This is a genomic window from Bradyrhizobium sp. SBR1B (genome assembly GCF_014198205.1).
Taxonomy (GTDB): Bacteria; Pseudomonadota; Alphaproteobacteria; order Rhizobiales; family Xanthobacteraceae; genus Bradyrhizobium.
In genome coordinates this window covers 30,141-45,025 of record NZ_JACIHC010000030.1, presented here as the reverse complement: position 1 = coordinate 45,025, position 14,885 = coordinate 30,141, and the positions used below count along the sequence as shown (strand labels likewise).

Sequence of the window (14,885 nt, the reverse complement as noted above, 5' to 3'; positions counted from 1 at the left end):
CTAGAGACCTCGCTGGCAATTGCCGTGACCGCGCCCCTCTCTCCTCATGTCCTCAGCCTCCAAGACCGATAACGCAACAGGCCCACAAGGGGAGAGGGGAAGTAGCGCCAAGCTCTACTTTCAATTCACCCCCGCCAGCTTCCCCTTCTCGCGCGTCGCGGCCACCACATCCCGCACCAGATCGAACACGCCATCGGCACCCAGCGGCCCGTTCGGTGAGCGACCGAGCCTCACGATCACCAGCTTCTCCGATGGGATCATGATCGCGTACTGCCCGATTGTGCCCTTGGCGAAGAAGGCATCGCGCGGCCAGCCGTGCGCGATGCGAAACTTTGCACCAATGCTGTCGCCCTGGTTGGTCCAGAAGCCGGCGCCGATGCCGACCCAGGCATGCGGCGTGGCCGACGCGGAATAATTCACCCAGCCCTCGGGCAGGATACGCTTGCCGCCGGCTATGCCGTCGTTGAGATAGAGCTGGCCGAAGCGCGCCCAGTCGCGCGCAGAGGCCAGCATTTCGCCGGAGCCCTCGATCATGCCTGAAGCGTCGAGCTGAAGCGTGACGTTGACCATGCCGAGTGGCGCGAACAATTCGCGGCGTGCAAAGCGGAGCGCATCGGCAGGCTTGCCGCCGGCGGCATCACGCAGCAGATGCGCGAGGACGAGGAAGTTGCCGTCGTGATAATTCCACGCCGTGCCCGGCGCGGTCGCAAGCGGCGCGCGCTCGGCAAAGCTGGCCATATCGTCTTCGGCGTATTTCATGGTGTTGACCGGTTCCAGCGCGGAGCCGAGCGAGGCCTCCAGCGAGCTTCCGAGCGCAATGCCTGCGGTGTGACGCAGCAATTGATCGACGGTGATGGGATGACGCGGATCATCCGGATTTTGCCAGGCAGCGACGGGCGCGGGACCGTCGAGCTTCAACTTGCCCTGGCGCACCAGAATGCCTGTCAGCGCTGACATCACCGACTTCGTCATGGAGAAACCGAGCAGTTGCGTCTCCGGCCCGATGCCGTCGGCATAGCGCTCGGCGATGATGCGGCCGGCCTTCATGACGACGATGGCGCGGGTGCGGCGATAAGGCGGCTGCGTGGGCTCGGCAAAGGCGCGGTCGAGCGCGGCTGCCAGGCCCTCGCTCTGCGGCGGCACGATCCCCGGGCCGGCGATCTCGGGGAGCAGCGCGGGCTGCCTGTCGTCAGGCGGCAACGCGACATCGGCGATCCCCTGCCCGTGCTCGAGCGTACAACCAAGTCCCTCGCGATAGACGGCATGGCTGCGGCCGATTCCGAACAGGGACACCGTGACATCCTTGCGCGTGCGATCGACCCGAAGATCCATCGCCCAGGTGAGCAGACCCGCGCCCGGCATCGCGTCGGTGGTCTCGGCGAGGTCGCGCATGAGATCGAGGCCGGAGACGAATATCTCCGAGCAGAGCGTGTGGGCGATGAAGCCGGTCGCAACCTTCGGCGCGTCGCGGGCGCGTGCGGCGCCGAGCGCGAGGCCGGCACAGGCGATGGTGGTGGTGAGGAGAATGATCTTGCGGCGGCGAGTCACGGGCTTTCTCCGGCTTTGGGGCGAGTGCGGGAGAGCAGGCCGGAGGCGGGCGATACGCGCTCGCCGGATTTGGAAAACGACCTCGTCGAAACTGATCGAGGCTAGTCAATTTCGGAATTCTTACGTGATTTCAAAGGTCTAAAAATCTAGGCCGCATTCACCTTCAGCCGCCGATATTCCGTCGGCGTCACCCCAGTCACCGCCTTGAAAGCGCGATTGAACGGGCCGAGCGACTGGAAGCCGGCATCCATCGCGATGGTGATGACGGGGACCTCGGCCTGGGCGGGATCGGCAAGCGCCGCCTTGGCCTCCTCGATCCGGTGATTGTTCAGGAACACATTGAAGTTGCGATAACCGAGCCGCTGGTTGATCAGCCGGCGCAGCCGGTATTCCGGAATTTTCAGCCGACCCGCCAGCACGCCGATGGTGATGTTCTCCTGACGATAGATCCGCTCGTCCGCCATCAGCCGCATCAGGGCGTCGATGAGTTTTTGATCGGCGGATTCATCGGCCGCAGGCTGACTGAAAACAACCGGCGGGGCGGGCGCCACCGCGGCCGGAAACAGATCCGCCCCATCGATGCGCATCATGGCATAGACGATCGCCGCGACGGTGCAGGCGAGCACGCCGGCATTGATGGTTTCGGCGACATCGCCGACGTGGTGGCCGACGACGGCGATCTGGAGCACCGCGTTCAGCCCGCCAATAGAGCGCGATTGCACAGACGACGAAGACACGAGCGCTGCGGCGGCGCTCGACTAGGTCAGCCGGCCAGGAGGCGATCATCTGCCCGACCGCAAGGGCGATGAAACCGAGCACGATCAGATTGATCACCGTCACCGAGAAGCGCACATGGCCGCTGGGTGCAATCCAGACGCAGCCTGCGAAGCTGAAGGCCGTCACCAGCGCCCAGACCCATCCGTGCCACCAGCGGAGGCGAAACTCGTCGTCGAACAGGGAGCGTGTGAACAGCCAGAACACTACGATGGTGCCAGTCGACAACGCGATCAGCGGTGCATGCCAGAGCGAGATCGGCGAGGTGACATCCACCGAATAGCTCACCGCATGCGCGGCCGAGCTGAGCGCGAAGGCGGCGCCGAGGCGGGCTGCCAGCACGTTGCGAAAGTCGTGCAACAGCGACGCCGCCAGCATCAGTAGCAGCGCAACGCTGGCAGCGCGGAAGGCGAGCTCGGTTGCGGCAAGGGTCATCGGCTGGGGCGAACGGGAGTGGTTGGAACCAGCCGAACATCGTTCGTTGGCGTTATTTTTTCAAGGACCATCCTTACTCACAACAGTCAGCGCCCGGTTTCACAGATCGTAGGGTGGGCAAAGCGAAGCGTGCCCACCGCTTCTTCTCGATCGGAGAAAGATGGTGGGCACGGCGCTAGCGCGCCTTTGCCCACCCTACGGCTCGATGCACCGCTTTCGCGGAGCATGACAGCGGAGTATGTGGAGCTATTGCCCCCGGCGACGGCCCCCGGCCTTTGTCGCGACGGCGACGTCAAATCCTGCTACGATCGCGCTCGCTTAATACGGAAGGAATCCCCCATGAGCTGGCAACCCTCGAACGATCCCGTGCTCGGCGATCCCATGTCCTGCGATGCGCTCGATCTCGTCATCGTGCCGCGCACGCGCGATCTCGGCGACGGATTCGCGGTGCGGCGTGCGCTGCCGCATGGCAAGCGGCAGATGGTCGGGCCCTTCATCTTCTTCGACCATTTCGGCCCCGTCCAGTTCGTCTCCGGCAAGGGCATGGACGTGCGGCCGCATCCGCATATCGGACTTGCCACCGTCACCTATCTGTTCGATGGCGCGATCATGCATCGCGACAGCGAGGGCAACGTCCAGGAGATCGCGCCCGGCGCGATGAATTTGATGACGGCCGGGCGCGGCATCGCGCATTCCGAGCGCACGCCCGAAGCGCAGCGCGCCTCGGGCCAGAAAATGCTGGGCCTGCAAAGCTGGATCGCGCTGCCGGCGGGATCGGAAGAGATCGCGCCGTCGTTCCAGCATTACGGCGCCGGCGATTTGCCGATGATCTCCGAGCGCGATTTCACCGCGCGGGTGATCGCAGGCACGTCGTTCGGCATCACGTCGCCTGTGGCGATGGTGTCGCCCTGGTTCTACACCGAGGTCACGGCCGCCGCCGGCGCGAGCGTGCCGCTCGATCCCGATCATGAGGAGCGCGCGATCTATATCGTCGACGGCGAGGTCGAGATTGCAAACGAGCGTTACGAGGCGCCGCGACTGCTGATCTTCCGCCCCGGCGACCGCATCACCGTGAAGGCGCTGAAAGCGACCCGGATGATGTTTCTCGGCGGCGATGCGCTGGAGGGGCCGCGCCACGTCTGGTGGAATTTCGTGTCCTCCAGCAAGGAGCGGATCGAGCAGGCCAAGCAGGACTGGAAAACCGGCCGTTTCGCGGCAGTTCCGCAGGAACATGAGTTCATTCCGCTGCCGGAATAGGCTAACCCGGTTGCCGGCCGTGCTGTCCAGTGCGGCCGGATATCCTGCCTGAAAGCCAAGTCCGCGAAAGCTCTGCCGATGACCACCATGCTCTCCAGCGACCTGCCCCTGACCAAGATCGGACGCGGCAAGGTGCGCGATATCTACGCCGTCGACGACGACCGCCTGCTGCTCGTCACCACCGACCGCATCAGCGCCTTTGACGTGGTGATGGGCGAGACCATCCCGATGAAGGGCGCGGTGCTGACGCAGATCAGCGCGTTCTGGTTCGGCAAGCTGGAAGGCGTGGTGCCGCATCATATGATCAGCGCCGATACCGACGAGATCATCGCGGCCGTGCCGGCGCTGAAACCGCACCGCGCCGAGATCCTTGGCCGCGCCATGCTGTGCAAGCGCACCACCGTATTCCCGATCGAGTGCGTGATCCGCGGCTATATCTCAGGCTCGGCCTGGAAGGAGTACGCCGCCAGCGGCACGCTCGCGGGCGAGAAGCTGAAGGCCGGCCTCGTCGAGAGCGAGAAGCTCGAGCCTTCGATCTTCAGCCCGGCGACCAAGGCCGAGACCGGCCACGACGAGAACATCACGATTGCGAAAATGCGCGAGGTCGTCGGCGACGAGGTCGCCTACACGCTGGAGAGCATGACGCGCGCGATCTACACGCTCGGCGAGGAGCTGGCGCGCGAGCAGGGCATCATCATCGCCGACACCAAGTTCGAATTCGGCCAGGACAAGGACGGCCGCATCATCCTGATCGACGAAGTCATGACGCCGGATTCCTCGCGCTTCTGGGCGGTCGATGCCTACAAGCCCGGCCAGCCGCAGGCGAGCTTCGACAAGCAGCCCCTACGCGACTATCTCGACGTCGAGCGCCGTGCCGGCCGCTGGAACGGCGACGCCCCGCCGCCGCCATTGCCGGCAAGCGTGGTGGACGCGACCAGCAAGCGCTATCTGGAGGCGTATCGGCGGGTGACGGGCACGGAGCTGAAGATCTAGGCGCGATACTGCCGCACGCCCCGCCTCCTACGTCGACCGTCATTCACACTTCGCTGTCGTCCCGGACAAGCGTAGCGCAGATCGGGAACCGTCCGACGAGCAGAGAATTCGGATTTAAGTGGAGCTCGTCCTTAGGGCGGCGCTTTGGCCCCATCTGGGCTGCGATCTCGACTCCATTGATCCAGATCAAACCGGGAGCCAACGATAAAAGGAAGCTGATCACCTCGGCTTGATACAACAACGAGGGAGGTTGCCATGAGGCTGGTCGGCATCAAGCGAACGCTACTTTTTGCAGCCGTTCTGGGCTGCGGAATTTTCGGCTCAACCGAATGGTCAAACGACGCCGGCATCGTGTTCGGCGTTTCAAGCGCCGAAGCCAGGGTCGGCCGACCGGCCACCCCAGCGAGCGTTGCCGGCGTTGCACGCCGAACCACGCGGCGCGCGGTCGTCGGTGGCGCGGCTGTGGGTGCGGCAGCCGCCGGCGCAGCATGCGTCCGCGTCTATGTGAACGGCGCCTACGTGTGCCGCTGATGCCTTCGCGCCGGCGAGTCCAAATCGCCGGCGCGGGAGCCTCGATTGCCGGTCAGATCCCAGCCATCATCACGTATTTGATCTCGACATATTCTTCCATGCCGTGACGTGAGCCCTCGCGCCCCAGGCCGCTTTCCTTGACGCCGCCGAAGGGTGCGACTTCCGTGGTGATGAGACCGGTGTTGACGCCGACCATGCCGGACTCCAGCGCTTCGGCGACGCGCCAGACGCGGCCGAGATCGCGGGAGTAGAAGTACGACGCCAGGCCAAACGGCGAGGCGTTGCACATCGCGACCACGTCGGCTTCGTCCTTGAAGCGGATCACCGGCGCGAGCGGGCCGAAGGTTTCCTCCTGCGACACCAGCGAGTCCGACTTGACGTCGGCCAGCACGGTGGGTTCGAAGAACGAGCGGCCGAGCTCGCTGCGCTTGCCGCCGGTCACGACCTTGGCGCCGCGCTTCACCGCATCAGCAATGTGGCGCTCGACCTTGTCGACCGCCTTCAGGTTGATCAGCGGGCCCTGCGTGACGCCGCTCTCGGTGCCGTCACCGATCTTCATCGCGGCGACCTTCTTCGACAGCTTCTGCACGAACTCGTCGTAGATCTTGTCCTGGGCGTAGAGGCGGTTGGCGCAGACGCAGGTCTGACCCATGTTGCGATATTTCGAGACGATGGCGCCTTCGACCGCAGCGTCGATATCGGCGTCGTCGAACACCACGAAGGGCGCATTGCCGCCGAGCTCGAGGCCAAGCCGCTTCACGCCGACGGAGGCCTGCTGGTAGAGGATCTTGCCGACGGCGGTCGAGCCGGTGAAGCCGACGAAGCGCACTGCCGGATGCTCGCACAGCACCTTGCCGATCGGCGGCGCGTCACCGGTGATGATGTTGAGCACGCCCTTGGGGATTCCGGCCTTCTCGGCAAGCACGGCGAGCGCCAGGGCCGACAGCGGCGTCTCGTTGGCGGGCTTGAGCACCACGGTGCAACCGGCGGCGAGCGCCGGGGAGACCTTGCGGGTGATCATCGAGTTCGGGAAATTCCATGGCGTGATCGCGCCGCAGACGCCGATCGGCTGCTTGATCGCGAGCAGCCGCGCGTCGGGCCGCTGCGTCGGAATGGTCTCGCCGTAGACGCGGCGGGCTTCCTCCGCGAAGAACTCGATATAGGCCGCGCCGATATCGACCTCGCCGAGCGCTTCCGAGAGCGGCTTGCCCTGCTCAGAGGTCAGGATCAGCGCGAGATCCTCGCGGTTGGCGATGATCAGCTCGAACCATTTGCGCAGGATGTTGGAGCGCTGCTTGGCGGTGTGCTTGGCCCAGGCCGGAAAGGCACGCTGAGCGGCCTCGACCGCCTTGGTGGTATCGTCGGCACCGAGCTGCGGCACTTTTGCAAGCTCGACACCGGTCGCGGGATTGTTGACGGCAAAGAGCGGCGTGCCGACCCAGGTGCCGTCGATGTAGCAGGCCTCCTTCAGGAGCGAGGGGTCTTTCAACCGGTCGCGCAGGGTGGCGGTGGCTTGCGTGGCGCGTGCGGCAGCGGGCGGGGTCATGGCGTTACTCCTCGAACGATCATTTCGGGGCGATCGGATCGGCCGGAATATAGGGACAAGCAGCGCGCAATGCACCGTCCCACAACGCACATCTGATGGGAGCTAAACCGGCAGCGGCCTTAGGCCGCGCCGCTCATATAGGTCTCGCGGCGACCGATCATGCGTTCGGCCGCGGCCTTGGCGTCGGCCTTCGACGAGGTTGCGCAGGTACGGTATTCGAGATCGGGAACGTCGGACGGGTTGCGGCGGCCAAACCAGTTCTTCGAGCCCACCGGCAGCAGCGCCAGCGCCTGCGCCAGATTGTCGACTGCACCGAAGGAATAGAGCGCGCCGGTCCCGGCGATCCGCACCTCGTAGATCCCAGGCGAGATCGGCGCCTCCAGGTTCTCGCCCCGTCCGGGACGGGGATAGCGCTTCCATTCGCTCCAGGTCGAAATCATCTGAGGTCCCCCCTCGCGGCCGCTCGGCGACCGCCAAATTTGCATCAAGTCTTAACGTCGGCCGTCGATTGGCCGAGTGCTGAACGCCGCAACGCACAAAATGTTTCAAGTGCTTCAAACACAGGAATCATATCGCCAGCGCCCATTCACGGTCACGGCGAGATGCGGTCATCCACCGCAGATTGTGACGGAGTGTTGCCGTTCGGCCTGCTTGTCGTCCTGCGTGGGGCACGGACCGTCAAGTCACGACATCGCGACCGAAGCGGGCATCTGGACGCGCTTGCCGCGCGGAGCGTGCGGGAGGACAATCGATTACTGCCAACAATAATCAAACTCGAGGAAACGCCATGCAAAGCAGAGCTGAGATCGACGAGATTCTGCGTCAGAAGAGCGACGCCAAGGAGATCCCCGGCGTCGTCGCCATCGCCGCCAGCGGTAACGACGTGCTGTATCAGGGCTCGTTCGGCAAGCGCGACCTGTCCAAGCCCGACGCGATGACAGCGGACAGCGTGTTCTGGATCGCCTCGATGACGAAGGCGGTGACATCGGCGGGCGCGATGCAGCTGGTCGAGCAGGGCAAACTGTCGCTGGACGCGCCGATCGGCGACGTGCTGCCCGATCTCGCCAATCCGCAAGTGCTCGAGGGCTTCGATGCCAAGGGCGAGGCGAAGCTACGGCCGGCCAAGGGGCCGATCACGCTGCGCCAGCTGATGACCCACACCGCCGGCTTCTGCTACAACATGTGGAACGGCGATCTGGCGGTCTATCTCGACAAGAACGGCATTCCCGCGATCACCACCTGCCAGAACGCGGCGCTGAAGACGCCTGTCATGACCGATCCCGGCACGCGCTGGGAATACGGCACCAACATCGATTTCGTCGGCAAGGCCGTGGAAGCCGTCAGCGGCAAGCGGCTGGACGCCTACCTGCGCGACAATCTTTTCGCGCCGCTCGGCATGAGCGACACGGCGTTCAAGATCACCGACAGCATGCGCAAGCGCCTCGTCGGCATGCACGCGCGCGGCGAGGACGGGCAGCTCGCATCGATCCCGTTCGAGCTCGAGCAGAATCCGGAATTCCACATGGGTGGCGGCGGCCTCTATTCGACCGCAGCCGACTACATCAAATTCACCCAGATGATCCTGAACAAGGGGAGCGGCAACGGCAACCAGGTGCTGAAGGCCGATACGATCGCCATGATGAGCCAGAACCAGATGGGCGATCTCAACATGACCAAGATGACGACGGCGGCGCCCATGTACACCAACGACGTCGATCTCTATCCGGAGCAGGTCAAGAAGTGGGGCCTCAGCTTCATGATCAACACCGCCAAGACGGCTGAAGGCCGCAGCGCCGGCAGCCTCGCCTGGGCGGGCCTTGCAAACACTTATTACTGGATCGACCCGGCGCGTGACGTCACCGGGGTGATCCTGATGCACCTGCTGCCGTTCGCGGATGGAAAGTGCCTGGAGACATTCGCGGGCTTCGAGCGCGGGGTGTACGCCGGGCTCGATGCGGGGAGCGGGCAGAAGGCGGCCTAGCCACTTAGTATGAGGTGCGCGGCGTCGCGCGCCTTCGCCGCAATCGATAACCTCGTGCCCAAGGCCATCGGCTTCAGGCACGAGGCACCAGCTTTGAGGAGACGAACTTGGCGGACGATCTGGCACATAAAGCCGACAGCTACGTTTGCGGCATCTCGGACACGCCGCTGCTCGGCGACACCATTGGCCGCAGCCTCGACCGCGCCGTGCGGCGCTGGGGCGATCGCGAGGCGCTGGTCTCGCCCAGCCACGGCGTCAGATGGACCTGGAGAGAATTCGCCGAGCGGGTCGATGCGCTCGCCGCCGGCTTTCTCGCGCTCGGGCTCGAACGCGGGGAGCGGATCGGCATCTGGTCGCTGAACCGGCCGGAATGGACGCTGACCCAATTCGCCGCCGCCAAAGCCGGCCTGATCCTTGTGACGATCAATCCGGCCTACCGCCTCAGCGAGCTCGAATTCGCCCTGAAGAAGGTCGGCTGCGCTGCAATCGTCACGGCAACCGCGTTCAAGACCAGCAACTACATGGACATGCTCAACACGCTGTTGCCGGAGCTGGCGGGCGCAAAGCCCGGACAGCTGCAGGCGGCGCGATTGCCGGCCTTGCGGATGGTGATCCAGATCGGCGGCCCGGCGGCCTCAGGCACTGTCGCGTTCGAGGAGGTCGCGCGCATGGGCCGAGCGGAGCATCGCGAAAAACTTGCCGCGCTCGGTGCTGCGCTCCAGTTCGACGACCCCGTCAACATCCAGTTCACCAGCGGCACCACGGGATCGCCAAAGGGCGTCACGCTGACCCACCACAATATCCTCAACAACGGCTATTTCACGGGACGCGCGATGCGGCTGACGGAGCAGGATCGCATCTGCATTCCGGTGCCGCTCTATCATTGCTTCGGCATGGTGATGGGCAACCTTGCCTCGGTCACGCTCGGCACCACCATGGTCTACCCGGGCGAGGGCTTTGATCCGCTCGCGACGCTGCGCGCGGTCGAGCAGGAGAAATGCACCGCGCTGTATGGCGTGCCGACCATGTTCATCGCGGAGCTCGATCACCCCGAATTCAAGAATTTCAATTTGAAATCACTGCGCACCGGCATCATGGCCGGCGCGCCCTGCCCGATCGAGGTGATGAAGCGCGTCAACACCGAGATGAACATGCGCGAGGTCACCATCGCCTATGGCATGACCGAGACCAGCCCGGTGAGCTTCCAGAGCGCGACTGACGATCCGCTCGAACGGCGCGTCTCCACGGTGGGGCGCATTCATCCACACGTCGAGGTCAAGGTCGTCGATCTCGAAGGCAAAATCGTCAAGCGGGGCGAACGCGGCGAGCTCTGCACCCGCGGCTACAGCGTCATGCTGGGCTATTGGGAGGAGAAGGAAAAAACGTCCGACGTGCTCGACGCCAATGGCTGGATGCACACCGGCGACCTCGCCACCATCGATGCCGCCGGCTATTGCAACATCGTCGGCCGCATCAAGGACATGGTGATCCGCGGCGGCGAGAACCTTTACCCGCGCGAGATCGAGGAGTTTTTATACCGTCACCCCAAGATCCAGGACGTGCAGATCTTTGGCGTCGCCGACACCCGCTACGGCGAGGAGCTCTGCGCCTGGATCCGCGTCAGGCCGGGCGAGACGCTGACGGCCGAGGAGGTCCGCGCCTTCTGCGACGGCCAGATCGCCCACAACAAGATCCCGCGGTACGTCGAGTTCGTCGATGAATTCCCGATGACGGTCACGGGCAAGATCCAGAAATTCGTGATGCGCGATGCCGTTGAGGAGCGGCTGGGACTGAAAGCGGCGAAGACAGCGTGAGGACTGAACACTTTGCCACGCAATCGCTGTCATTCCCCGCGGAGGCGGGGAATCCAGTACACTGCAGCTTCTCGATTCAATCACAACCGCCTCTGGAATACTGGATCGCCCGGTCGAGCCGGACGATGACAGCGAGGCTGGTGCGCGACTTTTCTAAACCGTCAGCCCGCGCTGCTGGGCCAGCTCCCTCAGCGACACAAGCGGACGTGCGCCGATGTGCTGGATCACTTCGGCGGCCGCGAGCGCGCCGAGCTCGCCGCACTGCTTGTGCGCGAGGTTACGTGAAAGGCCGTAGAGGAAGCCCGCTGCGAAGAGATCGCCGGCGCCGGTGGTGTCCACCAGTTTCGTGACCGGCGAGGCCGGGGCTGCGACGGCGTCGGTCGGCGTCACCACGACGCAGCCCTTCTCGCTGCGGGTGACCACGCCGAGACTGACGTCGTTGCGCAGCTGCTTCAGGGCGGTGTCGAAATCCGAGGTCATGTAGAGCGAATGCAGCTCGGATTCGTTGGCAAAGACGATGTCGACGGTGCCGTTGCGCATCAGCGCGAGAAACTCGTCGCGATAGCGATCGACGCAGAAGGAATCCGACAGCGTCAGCGCCACCTTGCGCTTGGCATCATGGGCGATCTTGGCCGCCTTGACGAAGGCGTCCTTGGCGTTCTTGGGGTCCCAGAGATAACCCTCGAGATAGACGATGCCGGCGCCGGCGATCTCCGCCGGATCGATGTCGGCGGGCGAAAGATCCTGGGCGGCGCCGAGATAGGTGTTCATGGTGCGCTCGCCGTCACCGGTGACCAGGATGTAGGAACAGCCGGTGGCGGGGCCGTCCTGCGCGGCGGGCGTGTTGAAGGCGACGCCGGCAGCGCGGATGTCATGGACATAGAGCTTGCCGATCTGGTCATCCTTGACCTTGCCGACATAGGCGGCACGTGCTCCCAAGCTGCCGATGCCGACGATGGTGTTGGCGGCAGATCCCCCCGAGACTTCCGTGGCCGGCCCCATGTCCTTGTAGATGGCGGCCGCCCGCGCCTCGTCGATCAGGGACATGCTGCCCTTGGTCATGCCATGCTTGCCCAAAAAGGCCTCGTCGGTCCTGACCAGCACGTCGAACAGCGCGTTGCCGATGCCGAGAACGTCATATTTCACGTCAGCCATTCACCTTGATCCTGTTTGGCGGATTGCGAACCCTGCGGAAATCCGCTTCCTGTCGGCCTGAAATCTGGCTCGCGGCCTATCACGACCGGGCCTGCGCGAGCAAGCAACGGTATGATAAAGAGCCGATGATCCGCTCCTTCCTGACCGTCTCGACGGGAACACTGGCCTCGCGGCTGCTGGGCTTTGCCCGCGATTCCCTGATCGCGGCGCTGCTTGGCACCGGCGCCGTGGCGGACGCATTCCTGGCTGCCTTCCAGCTGGTCAATGTGGTGCGCCGCCTGCTCAGCGAAGGCGCGCTGAACGCGGCGCTGGTCCCGGCCTGGCTGCGCATCCGTGACCGCGACGGCCCGGCGGCTGCGGCGGCGTTCGCCGGACGCGTGCTCGGCACGGTCAGTGCGGCGCTGATTGCGATCTCGCTCGTGATTGCCCTGCTGATGCCGCTGATCATGACGGTCATCGCGCCCGGCTTTCTCGGTACCGGCACGCTCGATCTCGCGGTCCAGAACGCGCGGCTGATGCTGCCTTATCTCGCCTTCGCCGGTCCCGTCACCGTGCTGATGGGCCTGCTGAATGCGCAAGGGCGATTTGCGCTCACCGCGTTCTCGCCGCTGCTGTTCAACATCGCGCTGATCGCCGCGATCGCTTTGCTCCTGGTCTGGCACGCCGACGCCGGCTTCGCCGCGTGGCTGCTGGCGGCCACCGTTGGCATCGCCGGCTTGCTGCAACTCCTGATGCTGCTGTCGCAGCGCAGTGCGCGCCTTGCCACGCCTCTGCGCGTCAGTTTCGACAAGGAGATGCGCAGCTTCTTCGCCAAGGCGATCCCCGGCATGATCGCAAGCTCGGGACCGCAATGGCTGATGGTCGCGGGCGCGATCATCGCATCGGCGACGCCGTCCGCGGTGTCCTGGCTCTATTTCGCCAACCGCCTGATCGAGCTGCCGCTCGGCATTGTCGGCGTCGCCATGGGCACCGTGCTGGTGCCGGAACTGACGCGCGCCGTGAGCGGCGGTGACCGTGATGCGGTGGCGCACGCGCAATCGCGGGCGCTGGAGCTGGCGACCGGGCTGGCGCTCCCCGCCACGCTCGGCCTGATCGTGCTGGCCGAGCCGATCGTGCGGCTGTTGTTCGAGCATGGCGCGTTCAGCGCGGATGATAGCGCGGCGACCGCGCACGCGCTGATGTGGCTGGCGCTGGGCCTGCCAGCGCACGTGCTGATCAAGGCGCTGTCGCCGGCCTTCTATGCCCGCAGCGACACGATGACGCCGCTGCTCGCGACGGCCAAAGGCTTTGTGGTGGCGGTCGTGCTCGCCGTGCTGCTCGGCCATTTCTTTGGCGCCAGCGGGATCGCGGCGAGCATCGCGGCCGGCGCCTGGAGTGGCGCGCTCTCGCTGCTTCGGAAGGGCACCAGGGAGTTCGGCTTCTCGGTCGACACTGCTGCCCGCAACCGGCTGCCGCGGATCGTGCTCGCCGCAGCCGCCATGGGCGCCCTGCTCTGGCTGACCACGGGCCTTGTGCCTTCAGACGCGCATGGCTTCATCCGCTTCGTAGCGCTGGGCCTGCAGATCGGGGCCGGCATCGCGGTCTATGGCCTGCTGCTGCAGATCCTGGGCGCGGCCTCGTGGCGCGAGGCGGTTAACGCCTTGAAGCGGCCCGTCTGAACGGGCTGCGCTTGCGAATTACCCTTGACGGGGCAGCGCCGCTGTTGGAAACGACGGCCGAATACCTATGGGAAGGCTTACCATGCCATTCGTTGAACGGGTCTTTTCGGGCGTCCAGCCGACGGGCAATCTGCATCTCGGCAATTACCTCGGCGCAATCGTCAACTTCGTGAAGATGCAGGAAACCCACAACTGCATCTATTGCGTCGTGGATATGCACGCGATCACGCAAGGGGTGGACGTCTGGGGCGGGCCGGCCGAGCTCGCGCGCAACACCCGCGAGGTGACCGCGGCGTTCATCGCGAGCGGCATCGATCCCAAGAAGCACATCGTGTTCAACCAGAGCCAGGTCTCCGGCCATGCCGAGCTCGCCTGGATCTTCAACTGCGTCGCGCGCATGGGCTGGCTCGGCCGCATGACCCAGTTCAAGGAAAAGGCCGGCAAGGACCGCGAGAATGCCTCCGTCGGCCTGTTCGACTATCCCGTGCTGATGGCGGCCGACATCCTGCTCTATCGCGCCACCCATGTGCCGGTCGGCGAGGACCAGAAGCAGCATCTCGAGCTCTCGCGCGACATCGCGCAGAAGTTCAACAACGACTTTGGCGACTCGATCCGCAACCTCGGGGCCAATGACGGGCTGTTCTTCCCGCTGCCGGAGCCCCTGATCACGGGCCCGGCGACGCGGGTGATGAGCCTGCGCGACGGCACCAAGAAGATGTCGAAGTCCGATGCGTCGGACAATTCGCGCATCAATCTGACCGACGACGCCGACACCATCGCGCAGAAGATCCGCAAGGCGAAGACCGATCCGGAGCCGTTGCCGTCAGAGGAGAAGGGCCTGGAAGCCCGTCCCGAGGCCGACAACCTCGTCGGCATCTTCGCCGCGCTCTCCGGCCGCCCCAAGGCGGACGTGCTGCGCGAATTCGGCGGCGGCCAGTTCTCCAGCTTCAAGAACGCGCTGGCGGAGCTGTGCGTCACCAAGCTGGCGCCGATCGCCGGCGAGATGAAGCGCCTCGTCGCCGACCCCGGCCATATCGATTCGATCCTGAATGAAGGTTCCGACCGGGCCCGCGCCATCGCCGACGAGACGATGAAGCTCTCCAAGGACATCGTCGGCTTCATCCGCCGACGATAGAGACGGTCGGCGCCAGCGCGCCGGCCGCATCTCCTCTCCCCAACCCTGCGGGAGTGTG

At 65.0% G+C, this 14,885-nt stretch carries 11 protein-coding genes and 1 pseudogene; 7 read left to right on the top strand and 5 right to left on the bottom strand.

What is annotated here, in order from left to right; translation table 11 throughout:
- Nucleotides 1-120: 120 nt before the first annotated feature.
- On the bottom strand, nt 121-1,548 hold the full coding sequence (locus GGD61_RS37605) for a serine hydrolase (RefSeq protein WP_183232245.1): 1,428 nt from the start codon (nt 1,546-1,548) through the stop codon (nt 121-123).
- A 146-nt stretch (nt 1,549-1,694) separates the two neighbouring features.
- Nucleotides 1,695-2,757: pseudogene (locus tag GGD61_RS37600) on the bottom strand (helix-turn-helix domain-containing protein).
- Between the two features lie 339 nt (nt 2,758-3,096).
- On the opposite strand from GGD61_RS37600, the gene GGD61_RS37595 reads away from it, so the two are divergent.
- The 3 genes from GGD61_RS37595 to GGD61_RS37585 all read left to right on the top strand — a co-directional run bounded on the left by GGD61_RS37595 (nt 3,097) and on the right by GGD61_RS37585 (nt 5,538).
- The gene (locus GGD61_RS37595) at nt 3,097-4,014 is read left to right on the top strand and encodes a pirin family protein (RefSeq protein WP_018319445.1); all 918 of its coding nucleotides are present in this window, start codon (nt 3,097-3,099) and stop codon (nt 4,012-4,014) included.
- 78 nt (nt 4,015-4,092) lie between these two features.
- The gene (locus GGD61_RS37590) at nt 4,093-5,007 is read left to right on the top strand and encodes a phosphoribosylaminoimidazolesuccinocarboxamide synthase (protein WP_092251509.1); all 915 of its coding nucleotides are present in this window, start codon (nt 4,093-4,095) and stop codon (nt 5,005-5,007) included.
- A 255-nt stretch (nt 5,008-5,262) separates the two neighbouring features.
- Nucleotides 5,263-5,538, top strand: a complete 276-nt coding sequence (locus GGD61_RS37585; RefSeq protein ID WP_092251505.1) for a hypothetical protein — start codon at nt 5,263-5,265, stop codon at nt 5,536-5,538.
- A gap of 52 nt (nt 5,539-5,590) precedes the next feature.
- Here the strand turns inward: GGD61_RS37585 and GGD61_RS37580 are convergent, their stop codons facing one another.
- Nucleotides 5,591-7,084, bottom strand: a complete 1,494-nt coding sequence (locus tag GGD61_RS37580; RefSeq protein WP_092251503.1) for an NAD-dependent succinate-semialdehyde dehydrogenase — start codon at nt 7,082-7,084, stop codon at nt 5,591-5,593.
- A gap of 119 nt (nt 7,085-7,203) precedes the next feature.
- Nucleotides 7,204-7,524: a hypothetical protein gene (locus GGD61_RS37575; protein ID WP_018319440.1), complete on the bottom strand. Its 321-nt coding sequence runs from the start codon at nt 7,522-7,524 to the stop codon at nt 7,204-7,206.
- A 347-nt stretch (nt 7,525-7,871) separates the two neighbouring features.
- Between GGD61_RS37575 and GGD61_RS37570 the strand changes: the two genes are divergently transcribed.
- Both GGD61_RS37570 and GGD61_RS37565 read left to right on the top strand, forming a co-directional pair.
- The gene (locus GGD61_RS37570) at nt 7,872-9,065 is read left to right on the top strand and encodes a serine hydrolase (protein ID WP_183232244.1); all 1,194 of its coding nucleotides are present in this window, start codon (nt 7,872-7,874) and stop codon (nt 9,063-9,065) included.
- Between the two features lie 119 nt (nt 9,066-9,184).
- Complete coding sequence (locus tag GGD61_RS37565) at nt 9,185-10,879, top strand: AMP-binding protein (RefSeq protein WP_092251924.1); 1,695 nt, start codon at nt 9,185-9,187, stop codon at nt 10,877-10,879.
- 153 nt (nt 10,880-11,032) lie between these two features.
- Here the strand turns inward: GGD61_RS37565 and GGD61_RS37560 are convergent, their stop codons facing one another.
- A complete protein-coding gene (locus GGD61_RS37560; RefSeq protein ID WP_092251499.1) occupies nt 11,033-12,034 on the bottom strand; it encodes an adenosine kinase in 1,002 nt (333 codons plus the stop codon).
- Between the two features lie 125 nt (nt 12,035-12,159).
- On the opposite strand from GGD61_RS37560, the gene murJ reads away from it, so the two are divergent.
- Together murJ and trpS are read left to right on the top strand one after the other, a co-directional pair.
- Nucleotides 12,160-13,692 (top strand): murein biosynthesis integral membrane protein MurJ, encoded by a 1,533-nt coding sequence (murJ, locus tag GGD61_RS37555; protein WP_183232243.1) that lies wholly within the window; start codon nt 12,160-12,162, stop codon nt 13,690-13,692.
- An 82-nt stretch (nt 13,693-13,774) separates the two neighbouring features.
- Nucleotides 13,775-14,827 carry a tryptophan--tRNA ligase gene (trpS, locus tag GGD61_RS37550; RefSeq protein ID WP_018319435.1) on the top strand — a complete coding sequence of 351 codons (1,053 nt, stop codon included), beginning with the start codon at nt 13,775-13,777 and terminating at the stop codon, nt 14,825-14,827.
- Nucleotides 14,828-14,885 lie beyond the last annotated feature (58 nt).